At 70.0% G+C, this 18,073-nt stretch carries 18 protein-coding genes; 14 read left to right on the top strand and 4 right to left on the bottom strand.

Features of this window, described 5'->3' with window-relative positions; all coding sequences use genetic code 11:
* The first annotated feature begins 77 nt into the window (after positions 1-77).
* From ccsA to ACFYPS_RS00155, 6 genes are read left to right on the top strand one after another with little or no spacing between them, the layout of a single operon-like run.
* Entirely contained in the window at positions 78-830 is a 753-nt protein-coding gene (ccsA, locus tag ACFYPS_RS00180) for a cytochrome c biogenesis protein CcsA (protein WP_387321984.1), read from the top strand.
* Positions 827-1,237 (top strand): cytochrome c maturation protein CcmE, encoded by a 411-nt coding sequence (locus tag ACFYPS_RS00175; protein ID WP_387321981.1) that lies wholly within the window; start codon positions 827-829, stop codon positions 1,235-1,237. The genes ccsA and ACFYPS_RS00175 overlap by 4 nt, the downstream gene beginning before the upstream one ends.
* The gene (locus ACFYPS_RS00170; RefSeq protein ID WP_387321979.1) at positions 1,227-3,158 is read left to right on the top strand and encodes a heme lyase CcmF/NrfE family subunit; all 1,932 of its coding nucleotides are present in this window, start codon (positions 1,227-1,229) and stop codon (positions 3,156-3,158) included. Before ACFYPS_RS00175 ends, ACFYPS_RS00170 begins: the two co-directional genes overlap by 11 nt.
* Positions 3,158-3,709, top strand: a complete 552-nt coding sequence (locus ACFYPS_RS00165; RefSeq protein ID WP_387321977.1) for a TlpA family protein disulfide reductase — start codon at positions 3,158-3,160, stop codon at positions 3,707-3,709. Before ACFYPS_RS00170 ends, ACFYPS_RS00165 begins: the two co-directional genes overlap by 1 nt.
* Complete coding sequence (locus tag ACFYPS_RS00160) at positions 3,706-4,602, top strand: cytochrome c-type biogenesis protein CcmH (RefSeq protein ID WP_387321975.1); 897 nt, start codon at positions 3,706-3,708, stop codon at positions 4,600-4,602. Before ACFYPS_RS00165 ends, ACFYPS_RS00160 begins: the two co-directional genes overlap by 4 nt.
* Positions 4,603-4,629: 27 nt before the next feature.
* Positions 4,630-4,995 carry a hypothetical protein gene (locus tag ACFYPS_RS00155; protein ID WP_387321973.1) on the top strand — a complete coding sequence of 122 codons (366 nt, stop codon included), beginning with the start codon at positions 4,630-4,632 and terminating at the stop codon, positions 4,993-4,995.
* On the opposite strand, the gene ACFYPS_RS00150 is transcribed toward ACFYPS_RS00155, so the two are convergent.
* Together ACFYPS_RS00150 and ACFYPS_RS00145 are read right to left on the bottom strand one after the other, a co-directional pair.
* Positions 4,881-6,371 (bottom strand): CoA-acylating methylmalonate-semialdehyde dehydrogenase, encoded by a 1,491-nt coding sequence (locus tag ACFYPS_RS00150; RefSeq protein ID WP_387321971.1) that lies wholly within the window; start codon positions 6,369-6,371, stop codon positions 4,881-4,883. The genes ACFYPS_RS00155 and ACFYPS_RS00150 overlap by 115 nt on opposite strands.
* Entirely contained in the window at positions 6,368-7,672 is a 1,305-nt protein-coding gene (locus ACFYPS_RS00145; RefSeq protein WP_387321969.1) for an aspartate aminotransferase family protein, read from the bottom strand. Before ACFYPS_RS00145 ends, ACFYPS_RS00150 begins: the two co-directional genes overlap by 4 nt.
* A 128-nt stretch (positions 7,673-7,800) precedes the next feature.
* Between ACFYPS_RS00145 and ACFYPS_RS00140 the strand changes: the two genes are divergently transcribed.
* The 7 genes from ACFYPS_RS00140 to ACFYPS_RS00110 all read left to right on the top strand — a co-directional run bounded on the left by ACFYPS_RS00140 (position 7,801) and on the right by ACFYPS_RS00110 (position 16,054).
* On the top strand, positions 7,801-9,405 hold the full coding sequence (locus ACFYPS_RS00140) for a PucR family transcriptional regulator (protein WP_387321967.1): 1,605 nt from the start codon (positions 7,801-7,803) through the stop codon (positions 9,403-9,405).
* 240 nt (positions 9,406-9,645) lie between these two features.
* On the top strand, positions 9,646-11,202 hold the full coding sequence (locus ACFYPS_RS00135) for an NCS1 family nucleobase:cation symporter-1 (RefSeq protein ID WP_387321965.1): 1,557 nt from the start codon (positions 9,646-9,648) through the stop codon (positions 11,200-11,202).
* On the top strand, positions 11,199-12,041 hold the full coding sequence (locus ACFYPS_RS00130) for a nitrilase-related carbon-nitrogen hydrolase (protein WP_387321963.1): 843 nt from the start codon (positions 11,199-11,201) through the stop codon (positions 12,039-12,041). Before ACFYPS_RS00135 ends, ACFYPS_RS00130 begins: the two co-directional genes overlap by 4 nt.
* Positions 12,038-13,441, top strand: a complete 1,404-nt coding sequence (gene hydA, locus ACFYPS_RS00125) for a dihydropyrimidinase (protein WP_387321960.1) — start codon at positions 12,038-12,040, stop codon at positions 13,439-13,441. Before ACFYPS_RS00130 ends, hydA begins: the two co-directional genes overlap by 4 nt.
* 12 nt (positions 13,442-13,453) lie before the next feature.
* Positions 13,454-14,446, top strand: a complete 993-nt coding sequence (locus ACFYPS_RS00120; RefSeq protein ID WP_387321958.1) for a TIGR03842 family LLM class F420-dependent oxidoreductase — start codon at positions 13,454-13,456, stop codon at positions 14,444-14,446.
* Between the two features lie 63 nt (positions 14,447-14,509).
* A complete protein-coding gene (locus ACFYPS_RS00115) occupies positions 14,510-14,755 on the top strand; it encodes a hypothetical protein (protein ID WP_387321955.1) in 246 nt (81 codons plus the stop codon).
* 153 nt (positions 14,756-14,908) lie between these two features.
* Positions 14,909-16,054, top strand: coding sequence for a hypothetical protein (locus ACFYPS_RS00110; RefSeq protein ID WP_387321953.1), 1,146 nt, complete (start codon positions 14,909-14,911; stop codon positions 16,052-16,054).
* Positions 16,055-16,124: 70 nt separating this feature from the next.
* Here the strand turns inward: ACFYPS_RS00110 and ACFYPS_RS00105 are convergent, their stop codons facing one another.
* Positions 16,125-16,574: a VOC family protein gene (locus ACFYPS_RS00105; protein ID WP_387321951.1), complete on the bottom strand. Its 450-nt coding sequence runs from the start codon at positions 16,572-16,574 to the stop codon at positions 16,125-16,127.
* 126 nt (positions 16,575-16,700) lie between these two features.
* Here ACFYPS_RS00105 and ACFYPS_RS00100 point away from each other — a divergent pair, with 126 nt between their 5' ends.
* On the top strand, positions 16,701-17,135 hold the full coding sequence (locus ACFYPS_RS00100) for a TIGR03668 family PPOX class F420-dependent oxidoreductase (protein WP_387321948.1): 435 nt from the start codon (positions 16,701-16,703) through the stop codon (positions 17,133-17,135).
* An 8-nt stretch (positions 17,136-17,143) separates the two neighbouring features.
* Here the strand turns inward: ACFYPS_RS00100 and ACFYPS_RS00095 are convergent, their stop codons facing one another.
* Positions 17,144-18,055: a TIGR03619 family F420-dependent LLM class oxidoreductase gene (locus tag ACFYPS_RS00095; protein ID WP_387321946.1), complete on the bottom strand. Its 912-nt coding sequence runs from the start codon at positions 18,053-18,055 to the stop codon at positions 17,144-17,146.
* Between the last annotated feature and the right edge of the window lie 18 nt (positions 18,056-18,073).

Raw genomic sequence — 18,073 nt, 5'->3', positions numbered from 1 at the left:
ACGAGTACGACCGGACCGATTTATGGTGATGTCGCAACTCGATCCGCAAGCGCCCCGGGGGCGCGGACAGGGAGATCATGCGAGCCTCCACCGTGGACCTTGTCGCGGACACCGGCAGAGCGGCCGCCGGCCGCCGGACCATGGCCTGGCTCGCCGGCGGGCTCACCGCGGCGGCGACGGTGGCCGGCGGATGGCTGGCACCCCCCGACGAGGTGCAGGGCCAGGCGCAGCGACTGATGTACCTCCACGTCCCCGCGGCCTGGGTTGCCTACGCTGCGTTCGCCGTCGTGCTGACCGCCAGCGGGGCGTACCTGATCGGGGGCGACCTTCGCTGGGACCGGTTCGCGCGGGCGGGCGCCGAGATCGGCGCGGCCCTGACCGCCGTCGCGATCGCCACCGGGTCACTGTGGGGGAAGCTGGCCTGGGGTGCCTGGTGGGCGTGGGACCCCCGGCTGGTCAGCACCGTCCTGCTGCTGCTGGCGTACACCGGCTACCTGGCCCTGCGCCGCTCGCTGGCAGAGCGGACCGGCGCCCGAGACGGAGGCGACCACCGGGTGGCGCGGCCCGCCGCGGTCGTCGGGATGGCCAGCTTCCTGCTCGTCCCGGTGGTGCACTTCTCCGTCGTCTGGTGGCGGTCGCTGCACCAGCAGGCGACCGTGCTCGCCCCGCAGCGCCCGCCCATCGACCCCAGGATGGGCGCCGCCCTGCTGCTCGCCGTCGCCGCCGCGACGCTCGCCGCGCTCTGCGTCCTGCTGCACCGGGTGGTCCGGCTGGAACGCCGACTGACCCCCGACACGGCCCCCGACCGCGTCCCGGTCCGGGTCGGATGATCCGTCGCCGGGCGGGCCGGACCGCCGTCGTCGCCGTGCTCCTCGCCGCCGGCGCGCTGCTGGTCACCAGCGCGCTCCGGGAGACCCTGACCTATTACCGCACTCCGGGCGAGGTGCTCGGCGATCCGGACGCGACCTGGGAACGGGTACGCCTTGGCGGCGACGTGGTGCCCGGGTCGCTGCGGCGCACCGGCGACCTCGTGGTGTTCCGCCTCACCGAAGACGGTCGCGAGATCACCGTCGAGCAGCGGGGCGTGCCGCCGGAGACCTTCCGGGAGGGCGAGGGAGCGGTCGTCGAGGGCACGCTCTCGGCGGACGGGGTGTTCCGCTCCGACCACGTCGTGGTCCGGCACGGCAACGAATACCGCCCGTCCACCGCCCCGCCGGGGTCGGTCGATGCTCGCTGACCTCGGCACCGCCAACCTCACGGTCGGTCTGCTCTGCGCCACCCTGACCGCCCTGCTCTGGCTGCGGGTGGCCCTGTTCGCCACGCCCACCCGAGCGGCCCGCCTCGGGACCGCCGCGACCCTGACGACCGCCGCCCTCGCCTGCGCGCTGCTGGAGGCGGCCCTGCTCCGGCACGACTTCAGCGTCCGATTCGTGGCGGAAAACGGCGGACGCCAGGTGCCGTTGTACTACACGCTGACGAGCCTCTGGTCCGCCCTGGACGGGTCGCTGCTGCTCTGGCTGCTGATCCTCGCCGGGTACGCGGCACTGCTGGCCCACCGCAGGCACCCGCCTCGGCTGCACGCCTACGCGATGGTGGTCGTCAGCACGGTAACCATGTTCTTCTTCGCGCTGTCCGCCTTCGCCGCGAACCCGTTCCGCGAGGTGAACCCGGTACCCGCCGACGGCCCGGGGCCGAACCCGCTGCTGCAGCAGCACCCGGCGATGGGCGTGCACCCTCCCCTGCTCTACGCCGGCTACATCGGCCTGGTCGTGCCGTTCGCCTTCGCGATCGCCGCACCACTGGCCGGCCAGCAGGGGCGGGGCTGGCTACGGTCCGCCCGACCCTGGGCCCTGGCGGCGTGGGCGGCGCTGACCGCCGGCATCGGGCTCGGGGCCTGGTGGTCGTACGCGGTGCTGGGCTGGGGCGGCTACTGGGCGTGGGACCCGGTGGAGAACGCGTCGCTGCTGCCCTGGCTGACCGCCACCGCCTTCCTGCACGCCACCCTGGGCCGCGCCGCCGGCCGGGCCGGCTGGAACCTGGCCCTGGCATGCGCGAGCTTCGTGCTGGTGCTGCTCGGCACGTTCCTTACCCGGTCCGGCGCGGTGGCCAGCGTGCACGCCTTCACCGACTCACCGTTGGGGCCGATGCTGCTCGGCTTCGTGCTGCTGACGGTCGTCGTGTCGACGGTCCTGACCGGATGGCGCGATCCCGAACCCGCCCACGGCAGGAGCACACCGCTGCTGTCCCGGATGACGGCCGTGCTGGTCAACGGCGTGCTTCTGGTGACGATCGCGGCGGTGGTGCTGATCGGCACGATCTTCCCGCTGCTCTCCGAACCGCTCGGCGGGGTGCGCACCTCGGTCGGACCCGGCTACTACCAGCGGACGGCGGTACCGCTGGCGATCGCGGTGCTGCTGATGATGGGCGTGACGCCGGCCCTGCGGGTCCGCGACCGGGCGCAGGCGCTGCGGCGACTCGCCCTACCCGGCGCCGTGGCGCTCGCCACCGTCGCCGTGGTGGGGCTGCTCAGCCGGCCCGGCCTGCCCGCGCTCACCGCGTTCGGAGCGGCGGCGTTCGTGCTCACCGGCGTGGCCGGAGAGCTGGCCGACCGGCGGCCGCGCTCCGGCCGGAACCGGAGACCGGGCAGGGCTGCCGGACTGGTCGCGCACGCCGGGATCGCCCTGGTTGCGGTGGGTGTCGCGGGATCCTCCGCGTACGGCCGCGACGCGGAGCGAACCATCCACACCGGGGAGGCGCTGCGGGTGGGCGACGTGTCCGTGCGCCTGGTCGGCGTGGACCGCAGCGGCGCCAGCGGGGGTATGACCGTACGGGCGCGGCTCCGGCTCACCGAGGCGGGCGGCGGGGAACGAACGGTCCGGCCCGCCCTACGCTACAACCCCGCCCGGGACACCGCTGTCACGGTGCCGGCGATCCAGACCGGACTGCTGCGGGACACGTACGTCACCCTGATCGCGGTCGCCCCGGACAGCGGCAGCGCGACCGTACGGCTCGCGGTGAACCCGCTCGTCGGGCTGCTCTGGGCCGGCGGCACGCTGACGGCCGCGGGGGGACTCCTGGCGGCGATCCGCACCGCCCGTCCGCGACGCCCGGACGTCGTCGCGGCGTCGCCTGACCCGGTCGCCGCCGGGGCCCGGTGATGACCGCCCGCCGCCTGCTGCGACCTGGCCCGGCGCTGGTGCTGGTGCTCATCGTCGCCGTTGGCACCGTGGTCGCCCTCGGCCTGCGGTCACCGTTGACGCCGCTCGACGCCGGCGCCGCCAACGGCGTCACCCCCGCGCCGGCCCCGGCGCTCACGGGCGCCACCCTGGATGGTGGCCGGTTCGACCTGACCGAAGCCCGTGGTCACGTGCTGCTGGTCAACGTGTTCGCCTCCTGGTGCGGCCCGTGCCGGGACGAGCTGCCGCTACTGGTCGAGACGGAACGGCAGTGGTCGCCCCGTGGGCTGCGGCTGGTGGGGTTGAACGTCCGGGACGGCGCCGAGGCGGTCCGGGCGCTACTTGACGAGACCGGCGCACGGGAGTTGACCGTGCTGCCAGACCCGGAGGGCACCCGGGCGGTCGACTGGGGCGTCCGGGCAGTGCCGGAGACGTTCGTGGTGGACCGGGACGGCCGGATCGTCGACCGGCAGCCGGGTGTGGTCACCCGGCAGTGGCTTGAGCAGCGGGTGGCGCCGTTGCTGGCCCGATGAGGTGGCGCGCGGCCGTTGGGGCACTCGTCCTCACGGCGCTGATCGCCGCAGCGGGCGCGGGGTTGGTCCGGTCGACCGGCGGCATCGGTCGGGAGGACCCCGTACGCGCCGTGGCAGTGGGTCTACGCTGCCCGGCCTGCCAGGGTGAGTCGGTGGCGGACTCCCGGTCGCCGATCGCGGCGGCCATGCGGCAGGTGGTGGCGGACCAGCTGGCCCAGGGGCGGGACCGCGACGAGATCCGCCGCTGGTTCGTCCAGCGCTACGGCCCGGAGGTGCTGACCGACCCGCCGACCCGCCGGGCGGAGCTGCTGCTCTGGGCCGTACCCGCGCTGACCTTGCTGGCCGGCGGCTACGCGGCCCTGCGCACGCTGCGTCCCCGCCCGACCCCGTCCGCGCGGGCCACGGCGGTGCGGGCGGCGCCCACCGGTCGGGCCGCGCGCCGGGCGTGGCGCGCGGTGTCGGTGGGAATGGTGAGCCTCGTCGCGTCGGTCACGGTGGCCGCCAGCCGTCTGGACCGGCCGGGCCAGGATCCGGAACCGGCCGATCCCGTGACGGTCGCCGTGCAGCTGGCCCGCGACCTCGAGGGGCAGGCCCGCTACGACGCCGCAGCGGGGATGTACCGGGAGGCCCTGCGGGACCGCCCCGACGATGCGATCCAGCTGCGGCTCGCCTTCGCGCTGCTGCGGGCCGGCGACAACGCCGGCGCGGAGCAGTCGGCGCGGGAGGTGCTGACCCGCTCCCCAGACTCCCCGGACGGCCTGCTCGTGCTCGGGCTGGCGCAGCGCGACAGCCGGTCCGCCGAGGCGGCGCGCACCCTGCGACGCTTCCTGACCATCGCTCCGGAGCATCCGGCCGCCGGAGAGATCAGCCGGCTGTTGGCCACCGGCCCGTGACACCCACCCGAACCCCATGGATCCACGTTGAGCCGGGTCGCGCACGCCAGGGTGCTGGCCCGCACCGATCGCGGCCGATCCTTCGAGATGCTGCTGACCGCACTCGGCACCGACCTCGCGAATCCGGAGCACAGCTCGACGCGGAACGGCATACACCTCGGCGCCACTGCCGGAACGCTGGACATCCTGCAACGCTGCTACACCGGCCTGGAGGTCAGCAGGCCGCCCCGATGCCGGCGAGATGGCCGTCCCCTGGCGCAGTTGATTCAGGCCGGCGCTCAGCTGTTCTGTGGGAAGCCGAGGTTCACGCCACCGTGGGACGGGTCGAGCCACCGGCTGGTGACGACCTTGGATCTGACGAAGAAGTTCACTCCCTCTGGCCCGTACGCGTGAGTGTCACCGAACAGTGAGTCCTTCCAACCCCCGAAGGAGTAGTACGAGACCGGGACCGGGATCGGGACGTTCACCCCGATCATGCCGATTTCGACCTCATTCTGGAACCGGCGAGCTGCGCCACCGTCGTTGGTGAAGATCGCCGTACCGTTGCCGTACCGGTTGGCGTTGACGAGTTCGACGGCGGCGTCGTAGCTGGGCAGCCGGAGCACCGAGAGGACCGGTCCGAAGATCTCGTCGGTGTATATGGACATGTCGCTGTCGACATGGTCGAAGAGAGTCGGTCCGAGCCAGAAGCCGGCTTGCTCACCGTCGATCGGGTGGCTCCGCCCGTCGACCACCAGCTGCGCCCCCGCGGACCGACCAGCGTCCAGGTATGACATCACCCGGTCGCGGTGAGCGCCGGTGACCAGCGGCCCCATCTCGCAGCCCGGGCGACGGCCGTCGCCGACGTGGAGTGCCGCGATCCGTTCGCTGATCTTGCCGACGAGCTCGTCACCGACCGGGTCGACGGCCACGACGACGGAGATGGCCATGCAGCGCTCGCCGGCCGAGCCGAAGCCGGCCGAGACGGCGGCGTCGGCGGCGAGGTCGAGGTCGGCGTCGGGCAGTACGACCATGTGGTTCTTCGCGCCGCCGAGCGCCTGCACCCGCTTGCCGTTACGGGTGCCCGTTTCATAGACGTAGCGGGCGACCGGAGTGGAGCCGACAAACGAGATGGCCTTGACCGTCGGGTGTTCGAGAATCCGGTCGACCGCCTCCTTGTCGCCGTGCACGACGTTGAGAACGCCGTCCGGCAGCCCGGCCTCCGCGAACAGCTCCGCCAGGAAGTTCGACGCGGAGGGGTCCTTCTCGCTCGGCTTGAGCACCACCGTGTTGCCGCACGCGATGGCGTTCGGCACGAACCACAGCGGGACCATGGCCGGGAAGTTGAAGGGGGTGATCACCCCGACCACGCCGAGCGGCTGCCGGATGGAGTACACGTCCACCTGGGCCGAGGCGTTCTCGCTGAACCCGCCCTTCAGCAGTTGCGGGATCCCGCAGGCGAACTCGACCGCCTCCAGCGCACGCTGGATCTCCCCCGCGGCGTCGGAGAGCACCTTGCCATGCTCGGCGGTGATGATCTGGGCGAGGTCGGACTTTCGGGCGTTGAGCAGTTCCCGGAGGGAGAACATGACGCTCATCCGCCGAGCGAGGGATGCGCTACGCCATCGGGTGAACGCCTCGTCGGCGGCGGCGACCGCCTCATCGACGACCGAGGCGGTTGCGAAGTCGACCTGTCCGGAGACCTGGCCGGTGGCGGGGTCGTAGATGTCACCGGTGCGCTCGGCGACACCGTTCCATGGCTTGCCGCCGATCCAGTGCGTGGTCGTCATCGCTGCTGCACCTCTTTGGCCACGGCCTCGATCGACGAGGTGAGGATCTCGAGGGCTTCCTCGGCCTCGGCCTGGGTCAGGGTCATCGGCGGTGCCAGGCGGATGACGTTGCCGTACAGGCCGCCCTTGCCGACGAGCAACCCACGTTCCCGCGTTTCCTCGAGCAGGGCGGCAGCGGCCGCCGGGTCGGCTGCGCCGTCGGGTCCGACGAGCTCCAGCGCGATCATCAGGCCCTTGCCGCGGACGTCGCCGACCACGGGGTGCGCCGCGGCGACGGCGCGCAGGCCGTCGAGCAGGCGGCTGCCCAGCTTCGCGGCGTTGGCCTGGAGGTCGTGCTCCAGCAGATAGTTCAGCGAGGCGAGAGCGCCGGCGGTGGCGAGCGGGTTGCCACCGAAAGTGGAGATCGAGTTGGCCCGCAGGCAGTCCATGAGGTCAGGACGGGCGACCACGCCCCCGATCGCCAGGCCGTTGCCCAGACCCTTGGCGAAGGTGATCGCATCGGGCACGACGTCGTGCGCCTGGATGCCCCAGAAGTGCTCGCCGGTGCGGCCCCAGCCGGTCTGCACCTCGTCGGAGACGAGGAGGATGCCGTACTCGTCGAGCACCTTCTTGAACTCGCCGAACAGCCCGTCGGGTGGGGTGGTGAAGCCACCGACGCCTTGGATCGGCTCAACGATCATGCATGCGACGTCTCCCGCCGTCGTCGTTTCAATGATCTCGCGCAGGTCGGCGACGCAGGCCTTGATGTAGTCCGGGTCGGACAGATCCCGGAACGGGCTGCGGTAGCGGTAGCCGCCGTGCACCCAGCTCACCTTGATCGGGCTGAGGGCGCTGGCCGACCAGCCGCGGATGCCGGTGATCGCGACCGTGGCGAATGCGCGGCCGTGGTAGGAGTTGCGCAGGGCGAGCACCTGCTCGCTGCGGCGGTACTGGGTGGCGAGCATCAGGGCGGTCTCGTTCGCCTCGGTGCCCGAGTTGGTGAAGAACACCCGGGCGTCCGGGATGCCGGACAGTTGCGCGATCTTCTCGGCGAGCTCGACCTGCGACTTGATCAGGTACAGCGTGGAGGAGTGCAGCACGCCGGTGTCGAGCTGCGAGCGGATGGCGTCGCTGATCTCGGCCACGTCGTAGCCGATCGCGTTCGTGAGGATGCCGGCGAAGAAGTCGAGGTAGGTCCGTCCCTCGCGATCGGTCACCCGGCGGCCCTGCGCGGTGGCGATCTCGATCGGCTGCTCGTAGTACAGCGCCAGCCATCTCGGCATCACGGACCGGTGCCTGGCCAGCAGCTCGCGGTGCGCCATCTCGTCCCCCTATCTCGTCCCTACGGCGAGTGTGGACGCATTCGTTGTCCAACCGCTATGCACAACCTGTACCGCCCTGGTCGCTAGGGCACTACGTTGTGTGCATTCCCGCCCGAGGAGAGGCTGCGATGTATCCCTCCGTCGCAGAAGCCATCGCGCTACCGGTGATCCGGCGCGCGAAGCCGCACGTCGTGGCCGGATCGGCCGGCATGCAGGACCGAGTCCGCTGGGTCCACGTGGCGGAGGTCGCCGACATCGCGCACCTGCTGCGCGGCGGAGAACTGGTGCTGACCACCGGAATCGCGCTGCCGGACGACGCGGCGGCGCTCACCCGGTACGTCGACGACCTGGCGGCGGTCCGCGCGGCGGGACTAGTGATCGAGTTGGTCCGGCGCTGGAGTGACGGGATACCAGAGGCGCTCGTGACAGCGGCCGACCGGCACCGACTCCCCCTGATCACGCTGGCGGAGGAGACGCGGTTCGTGTCCGTCACCGAGGCGGTGGTGGCGTTGATCGTCGACGCGCAGCTCGCCGAGCTGCGGGCTGCCGAGCAGGTGCACGAGACGTTCACCTCGCTCACCGTGGCCGGAGCGGAGCCGGCGGAAGTGCTGCGCGAGGTGGCCAGGATCTCCGGACTGCCGGTCGTGCTGGAGACGCTGGGGCACGAGGTGCTCGCCTACGACGCGGCCGGGCAGGATCCCGCCGAGCTGCTGGCCGACTGGGGTCAGCGGTCCCGGTCCGTGGCGGCGCCCGAGCGGACCGCCCACGACGAGGAGGCCGGCTGGCTGGTCACGATGGTCGGCGCGCAGGGCGCCGACTGGGGGCGCCTGGTCCTGCTCTCGCCGGATCCTCCACCGCATCGGCACGTCGTGGTTGCCGAGCGGGCCGCGTCGGCGCTGGCGGTGCATCGGCTCGTGGCGCGCGATCGGGAGAGTCTGGAGCGGCAGACGCACCGCATGTTGCTCGCGCAACTGCTCGGTCAGGCAGTACCGCCCCCGGATCTCGCCGCCCGGGCGGCCGCGCTGGGCGTCGGCCTCGATCGGCGGCAGCTGATCGGGGTCGCGATCCGGCCCGCGACCGTGACGCCACGCGCCCCTGCACTGGCCACGCAGGAGGTGTTGCGCGACCTCGCGGAGGCGACCGCGTTGGCCGCGCGGCGGCTGGCCGTGCCCGCCCTGGTGGGCATCGTGGACGACACGAGCGTTCGCGCGTTGTTGTCACTGCCCGCGCAGACTGGAGTGGAAGGGGTACTGCGCCGGTTGGCAAGAGAGGTGCACCGCTCCGCGTCCGGTCCGGTGCTTGTGGCGGTCGGCACCACAGTTTCACACGTCGCCGAGGTGCGCCGCAGCCTGAGCGAGGCCGCCCACGTCGCGGGGGCGGCCCTACGCTCCCCCGGCACGCAGCTCTACCACAAGCTCGACAACGTGCGCCTGCGCGGCCTCCTACATCTGTTGCGGGAGGACGAGCGGGTCCGGGCATTCGCGGACCGCGAGTTGGGTCCGCTGTTGGCGCGGGACGCCAACCAGCGCACCCGGCTCGTGGAGCTGCTGCGCTGCTTCTGCGAGCAGGGCGGGAACAAGTCGGCGGCGGCCGCCGCCGCGCATCTGTCGCGTACGGCCTACTACCAACAGCTGTCGCGGATCGCGCAGGTGCTCGGGGTGTCGCTGGAAGACCCGGAATCGATGCTGTCGCTGTACGTCGCGCTGCTGGTGCACGAACTCGACGACGCCTGACGGGTCAAGGGGCCAGCAGGAGGCCCCAATCCATCCGCCGCGCCGATTGACAGCCCGGCGTGGGCATGCCGTGGACAGAGTGTGCCCCGATCATGCCAAGCGTGGACACTTTGCCGCTGCCCGTGGCGGGTCCGGGACACCCACCATTCCGAGATAAAGATCGAGCTGATCCGCCCCCACCCGCAGCACCCGCGCCGGTTGGCCGGCCACTGTTGCGGCAGCGTAACAGCGAGGTGAGCGATGGCCGTTGAACCCCTGCCCCCCGCCGAAACCACCGCGGTCGAGCCGGGCACACAGATCACGCATCCGGATGGCCGAGTCGAGCTGCGTGACTTCTCCACGATCGCCGACAGCCCGTACTTCAACGAAGAGCTCGCCCCGGTGCCCATCGAGAAGCGCACCTGGACCACGTACAACTTCGCGGCGCTGTGGATCGGCATGGCGCACAACATCCCCACCTACCTGCTCGCCGCCGGGCTCATCCAGCTCGGCATGAACTGGGTGCAGGCGTTCCTCACGATCACGCTGGGCAATCTGCTCGTCCTGATCCCGATGCTGTTGAACAGCCACGCGGGCACGAAGTACGGGATCCCGTTCCCGGTCTTCGCCCGCGCGTTCTACGGAGTCCGCGGCGCGAACCTCCCGGCCCTGCTCCGCGCCTTCATCGCGTGCGGCTGGTTCGGCATCCAGACCTGGATCGGCGGCGAGGCGATCTACGCGATCGCCGGCAAGCTGCTCGGCTCCTGGTGGGTCGACGCGGCGACGGTGATGGACTACCCGTGGACGCTGTGGGCCTCGTTCTTCCTGTTCTGGGCGATCGAGATGGCGATCATCTGGCGGGGCATGGACACCCTGCGGCGCTTCGAGAACTGGGCCGCGCCGTTCGTCATCGTGGTCGCCGTCGCCCTGCTGATCTGGGTGCTGGTCGAGGCGGGCGGCCTCGGCCCGATCCTGTCCCAGCCGTCGAAGCTGGGCTGGGGCGCCGACTTCTGGAAGCTGTTCGCGCCGTCACTGATGGGGATGATCGCCTTCTGGGCGACGCTGTCGCTGAACATCCCCGACTTCACCCGGTTCGGCGGCAGCCAGCGTCAGCAGGCGACCGGCCAGGTCCTCGGCCTGCCGACCACGATGTCGTTCTTCGCCATCCTGTCCATCCTGATCACCTCGGGCACGGCCGTGATCTACGGCGAGGCCATCTGGGACCCCATCCAGCTCGCGGCCAAGTTCGAGAACCCGCTGGTCGTCGCGCTCGGCCTGTTCACCGTCGTGGTCGCCACGCTGTCGGTGAACGTCGCGGCGAACACGGTCAGCCCGGCGTACGACTTCTCCAACGCCGCGCCCCGACTGGTGAGCTTCCGGACCGGAGGGCTGATCACCGGCGTGCTCGGCATCCTGATCCAGCCGTGGCGCCTGGTGCAGGACCCCAACATCTACATCTTCGTCTGGCTCGGGTTCTACGGCGGCCTGCTCGGCGCGGTCGCCGGCGTACTCGTCGCCGGGTACTGGGTCCGCAACCGCACCAGGCTCCAACTGCCGGCCCTCTACCGCCCCGAGGGCAGGTACTGGTTCTCCGGCGGGTGGAACTGGCCCGCCATCGTCGCCACCGTCGTCGGCGCGGTCCTCGCGGTGGGTGGCGCCTACTCCGCACCCGGCAAGGGGCCGTTCCCGTCCGACGGGCTCATCCCGTTCCTCAAGCCGCTCTACGACTACAGCTGGGTGGTCGGGCTGGTCGCCGGGTTCCTCGTCTACCTGGCGCTGTCGATGCCGCGCACCGCGCACGCGAAGGGGAAGAAATGAGCACCATCATCCGAGCCGGGCTGGTGCAGCAGAAGTGGACCGGCGACAAGGAGTCGATGATCGCCAACGCGGTCGAGGCCATCCGCAGCGCCGCCTCGCAGGGCGCACAGGTGGTCTGCCTGCAGGAGTTGTTCTACGGCCCGTACTTCTGCCAGATCCAGGACGCGGACTACTACTCGTACACCGAGGCCATCCCGGACGGGCCGACGACCGCGCTGATGCGCGAGGTCGCCGAGCAGCACGGCGTGGTGCTGATCGTGCCGATGTACGAGCAGGAGCAGCCCGGTGTCTACTACAACACCGCCGCGGTGATCGACGCCGACGGCACCTACCTCGGTAAGCACCGGAAGAACCACATTCCGCAGGTGAAGGGGTTCTGGGAAAAGTTTTACTTCCGGCCGGGGAACCTCGGCTATCCGGTGTTCGACACCGCCGTGGGGCGCATCGGCGTCTACATCTGCTACGAGCGGCACTTCCCCGAGGGCTGGCGGGCGCTCGGCCTGGCCGGCGCGAAGATCGTTTTCAACCCGTCGGCGACGAGCCGCGGCCTGTCGGAGTACCTGTGGCGCCTCGAGCAGCCCGCAGCCGCGGTCGCCAACGAGTACTACGTCGGCGCGATCAACCGGGTCGGCGTGGAACCCTTGGGCGACAACGACTTCTACGGCCAGTCGTACTTCGTGGACCCGCGCGGGCAGCTCGTCGGCGACGCGGCGTCGGACACCGAGGAGGAGGTCGTCGTCCGCGACCTGGACATGGACAAGCTGGCCGAGGTCCGTGACCTGTGGGCCTTCTACCGCGACCGGCGTCCCGAGACGTACGAATCGCTGGTGCAGCCGTGAGCATCGTCATCCGCAACGGAACCATCGTCAACGCCACCGGGGCGTCCCCGGCGGACGTGCTGGTAGAGGGTGAACGGATAGCGGCGCTCGCCGCGCCCGACTCGGGTCTGGCCGAGCAGTGGGCGTCCGGTGCCGAGCGCGTGATCGACGCCACCGGGAAGTACGTGGTGCCGGGCGGCATCGACGGCCACACCCACATGGAGATGCCGTTCGGTGGCACGTTCTCGGCGGACAATTTCGAGACCGGGACAATCGCGGCAGCCTGGGGCGGCACGACGACCATCGTCGACTTCGCCGTACAGGGCAAGGGCACGTCCGTGCTGTCCGCGCTGGACAAGTGGCACGGCAAGGCCGACGGCAACTGCGCGATCGACTACGGGTTCCACATGATCGTCTCAGACGTCAACGACACGTCTCTGAAGGAGATGGAGGCCTGCATCGACGCGGGCGTCAACACGTTCAAGATGTTCATGGCCTATCCGGGGGTCTTCTACGCCACCGACGGGGAGATCCTGCGGGCGATGCAGAAGGCCCGGGACACTGGGTCGATGATCATGATGCACGCGGAGAACGGCATCGCCATCGACCAGCTCGTCCTCCAGGCGCTGGCTAACGGTCAGACGGACCCGGTGCAGCACGGCCTGACCCGGCCGCCCGAGCTGGAGGGCGAGGCAACCTCGCGGGCGATCGCGCTGGCCAAGGTCACCGGCTCGCCGCTGTACATCGTGCACCTCTCCGCCGCGCACGCCCTGGACGCGGTCACCCAGGCGCGTGACACCGGGCAGAACGTGTTCGCCGAGACCTGCCCGCAGTACCTGTTCCTGTCGCTGGAGGATCTGGCCAAGCCCGACTTCGAGGGCGCGAAGTACGTCGCCTCTCCCCCGCTGCGCCCCAAGGAGCACCAGGCGGAACTGTGGCGGGGCCTGCGCACCAACGACCTGTCGCTGGTGTCCACCGACCACTGCCCCTTCTGCTTCAAGGACCAGAAGGAGCTGGGCCGGGGAGACTTCTCCAAGATCCCGAACGGGATGCCCGGCGTCGAGCACCGGATGGACCTGCTCTATCAGGGCGTCGTGAAAGGCGAGATCACCCTGGCGCGCTGGGTGGAGATCAGCTCGACCACGCCCGCCAGGATGTTCGGGCTCTACCCGCGTAAGGGCGTCATCGCACCGGGCGCCGACGCGGACATCACGGTGTACGACCCGACGGCCCAGCAGACCATCTCGGCCAGCACGCACCACATGAACGTGGACTATTCCGCGTACGAGGGCATGGAGCTGACCGGGAAGGTCTCCACCGTGCTGTCCCGTGGTCGAGTCGTGGTCGACGACAACGCCTTCCACGGCGCGGCCGGGCACGGCAGGTTCCTGAAGCGCGATCTCAGTCAATACCTGGTCTGAAAAGGAGAAGCCGTGGACTTCGGTGTCGTACTCCAGACCGACCCGCCGGCGCGCGACGTCGTGGCCGGCCTCACCGCCGCCGAGGACAACGGGTTCCGCTACGGGTGGACGTTCGACTCCTGCGTGCTGTGGCAGGAGCCCTTCGTCATCTACTCGCAGGTCCTCGCCGCAACCAAACACCTGATCGTCGGGCCGATGGTGACAAACCCGAGCACCCGCGACTGGTCGGTCACCGCGTCGCTCTTCGCCACGCTCAACGACATGTTCGGCAACCGCACCGTCTGCGGGATCGGCCGCGGCGATTCGGCCCGCCGAGTCATCGGCCAACCGCCGGCGAGCCTGGCCACCCTCGCAAGCGCCATGCGCGTGATCAAGGAACTGGCCGAGGGACGCGACGTCGAACACCACGGCACGCCGGTACGCATCCCATGGGTGCGTAACGGCAGGCTGGAGATCTGGATGGCCGCCTACGGCCCGAAAGCGCTGCGGCTGGTCGGCGAACAGGCCGACGGCTTCATCCTGCAGACGGCCGACCCCGACATCGCCCGCTGGACGATCGGCTCGGTACGCGACGCGGCCACCGCAGCAGGTCGAGATCCCGACTCGATCACGATGTGCGTGGCCGCGCCGGCTTACGTGGGCACCAACCTCGCGCACCAGCGGGATCAGCTGCGCTGGTTCGGCGGCATGGTCGGCAACCACGTGGCCGACTTGGTCGCCCGCTACGGTGACTCCGGGGTCGTGCCGAAGGCGCTCACCGACTACATCAGGGGGCGCGAGGGCTACGACTACGCGCACCACGGCCGCGCCGGCAATCCGTCCACCGACTTCGTGCCCGACGAGATCGTCGACCGGTTCTGCCTCGTCGGCCCCGAGTCAGCCCATGTCGACCGGCTGCAGGAGCTCAAGGAGATCGGGGTGCACAACTTCGCCCTCTACCTCATGCATGACGACAAGGAGAAGACCCTCTCCTCGTACGGCAAGAACGTCATCACGCAGGTCTGATCCGGGCCAGTCGACGTACGCCTCGCACGTTCCCTGAGCGTGATCGGTGGAGGGGGCCGTGCCATGATCCCGACCCTGGTCCTCGTTGGCCTGCTCCTCGGGCGCTGGTGGTGGCTGCCGCTCCTGATCGCCGCCGTTGGTTGGCCGATACTGCTCGTCGTCACGGGCACGATGACCATCGAGCCGGGCTCGATCGCTGCCGCGTCCGGGCTGGCCGTGCTGAACGCCGGCTCCGGTGTCGTGGCCTGCCAAGGCATCCTCTGGGCGGTTCGACGGGCGCGTCGCGCGGATCCCTCGTCGCGCAGGTGACGCGAGGCCAGCGGCGACGCAGGGCCATCAGGAGCAATAGACCGATTAATGCCATTGGCAGCATATGCGGCGTTGCATACATAGCAGAACCCGTATGGCCAGCCAGACAAATGTGACGCAGCATGTAGGCAACGTTTTAGTGGGGTGGTTCACGTGGTCAGTACCTATAAAATAGTTCGCAATTTTCGCCAGTTTCCCGTGGAAGCCCAGCGATCGGCGGACGGGGCAACGCAGGAGCGTGAGCAGCGCCTCCAGACGATCACCAAAAAGCGCAGTAGCAAGGCCGCGAAACTGTCGGCTCAGGCAAGCCAGCGGCTGCAGCGCCTGCTCGGAGACGACAACTGGGCGGACTTGAGGCAACTGATGCGGCAGGAACGGTTGACTTTTCGTGACCTGCTTCAGCCGCCCCAAGGGTTGAGGTCGCCCTACGCGAAACTCAACAAAGCCAGGAAACACAAGGCCGACGCATTCCTGCGAAGTCGAGACGTCAGGCGCGAGGCCATTGCCGCAATAGCGACGGAATACCACGATTCACTAACCGACGCCTTCACGGTCGACGACAACATCAGCAACGGATTCCACCTCTCGAACAACCTCGACAAATGGTTGAGCCTGTCTCCGTTCCACGATCGCGCGCTCCCCTGGGGAGTCTTCGAACCCGACGACAGCCAGGACCCGCACCGGTGGGAAGTGTTCCGGCCGCCGTTCTTCGGGTTCAACTTCGGCTTCATCCCGGTGCACAACGACAACTTCGTCGTTGATCGGATTCACACGCTGAACCCGTCGGTCGGAGACGTGGGCATCTCGATCACGATGGACAACAGCGACGCCGGCGACTTCGACTACGCGTCCGGTGACGCATTCAGCGCCATCGCGTTCGCCTTCGTGCCGCCCACCACCGGCCTGGTCGAGGTCCTCATCGACGCGCAGTGCGTCGAGGCAACGCACCGCTTGGAAACAGAAGACGAATGGGGATGGTCGAACTCCAGCACAGGCCAGCGGAACTTCCTGATGCTCGACGTCCTGCATCCCAACGTGTCCGAGCCCTCATATGCCCAGATGTCGGTCCTCGACGAGGAGACCGACGATGACGAGAGCTTCCTGCAGGTGAAGTTGACCCGTGGCGCCCACTACTTCGCGCAGCTGTTCAGCGCGGGACCGGTGCCCGCGGGTCAGTCCGTCATCGTGTGCGCCGGGACGCGTTCGTTCGACATCAGCGGCACAAACGACGTGTCCATTGACAGCACGTCCGACTTCCGGTGGTTCATCAGCTCGGTAGAGGTACGAGTCTCGCCCTGATCACCGGGGGCCCGATCACGATGGTTGGTCTGGCCGTGACCAGGGGTGCCGGCGGCGCCTGTCGTCAGGCTCAGGCAGTGGCTGCGCGACCCATCTCGGCGAGGATCCCGGTGCCCTGGCCGAGCTCGATCAGGTAGCCGTCCGGATCACGCAGGTAGCACCGGATCTCGACGCCATGGTCCTTCGGCTCGGTCAGGAACTCCCCACCCCGTGACCGCCACTGCTCATAGACCGCCCGGACGTCGGTGACCCGGATGTTCATCGCGCTGCTGAGCGTCCGCGAATCCGGCGGCGCCTGCGCCTGCACACCCGGCTTGTCGTCGGTCGGACCACCCTCGTCGTTGATCACGATGTAGCTGTTGTGGAACCGCAGGATCGCCGGCTGGCGTTCCCGCACCACCGTCGCTCCCAGCACCCGCTGGTAGAACTCCCGTGACCGGTCCACATCCCGCACGATCAGGAGATGCGTTAGCACCAGCCCAGCCTCAGGCTGGAAGTAGTCGGGCGCCTCGCTCGCCATCACGCCTCCTCCGGGTCCGATCGGCAGGGCGTACCCACGTGCGGCGCCGGCACACCCACCGGCTCGACGACGCCCGGTGACCACAACGAGTCATCACGACCGGTGTCGGCTGTTACCGTCGGGCCTGTGCCTGCCGACGAGATCCGGCATCGGGTCCGGTCGGCCAGGGTGGCCCGGCTGGCCACCGTCGCAGCGGATGGGCGTCCCCATCTGGTGCCCGTGTGCTTCGTGCTGCTCGACGAGGTCGTCTACCACGCGGTGGATGAGAAGCCCAAGCGCCACCGGCGGCTACGCCGGCTGGAGAACATCCGGGCGACGGGGCACGCCTGCCTGCTGGTCGACGAGTACGACGAGGACTGGTCGCGGCTGTGGTGGGTCCGGCTGGACGGGCACGGCCGTCTGGTGCAGGACCGCGCGGAGGAGGCCGCGGCCCGCGCGGCGCTGGCCGACAAGTACCCGCAGTACGTCCAGCAGCCACCAGCCGGACCGATGATCGCGATCCAGGTGACCGGCTGGTCGGCGTGGTCCGCGGCGGACGCGGCAGCCAACCCGGCCGGGTGAGCGCCCGATCAGCGGGTCGGAGCGAGGGCGTCGAGCACCTCGTCGGCCCGACGAAGCGACGCCTGCGCGTCAGCGCGAGGTGAGCCGATCTCCGGATCGAAGTTGAGATCGACGAACACTTCCGTGATGCCGGCTTCGGCAAGCCTGCCCAAATCCGACCGGATCTGCTCGAGCGTGCCGGTGAGCGGCTCACGATCGGGCAGGCCAGTCGGGCGTACGCGGACCGCGCCGCGGCAGACGAATCGCAGTGAGCCGGGATCGCGGCCGGCCTCCGCGGCGGCGGCCTTGACGGTCGCGACCGCCTCGCCGATGCCCGTCAGGTCCGCCTGGCTGCCACTGACCCAGCCGTCAGCGAGCCGGCCGGCCCGGCGCAGCGCGGCGGGCGCCTGGCCGCCGAGCAGAATCGGCGGGTGTGGCCGCTGCACCGGTTTCGGCTCCAGGCGCGTCGGCGGGACCTGGTAGAACTCGCCGCGATGCTCGGCGACGTCGTCCTGCCAGAGGGTACGAAGAACGGCGAGGAACTCCTCGGCCCGCTGGCCCCGCCGATGCTTGCTCACCCCCGTCGCCTGATACTCCTCATCCGCCCAGCCGAGGCCCAGTCCCACGTCGAGCCGTCCGCCGGCGAGGATGTCGAGGGTCGCGGTCTGCTTGGCCAGCAGCACCGGAGAGATGAACGGCATGTTGAGCACCGCGACGCCGAGCCTCACCCGCGTGGTGTGGGCCGCCAGGAACGCCAGCGTGGTCAGCGGATCCTGGACGCTGTGGTAGGTCTCGCTCCAGCCGAGGTCGGCGGGGACCAGGAGGCGCTGGAACGTCCAGAGCGAGTGGTATCCGAGCTGCTCGGCGCGGCGGGCGACGTGGATCATGCACTCTGGTGTGGCCCACGAGCCGGAGACGGGCGGGGCGAATCCAACCTCCACCCGCGCACCGTACCCGGA

The organism is Micromonospora sp. NPDC005087 (assembly GCF_042872965.1).
GTDB lineage: Bacteria > Actinomycetota > Actinomycetes > Mycobacteriales > Micromonosporaceae > Micromonospora.
This window is presented reverse-complemented; position numbering and strand designations above follow the sequence as displayed.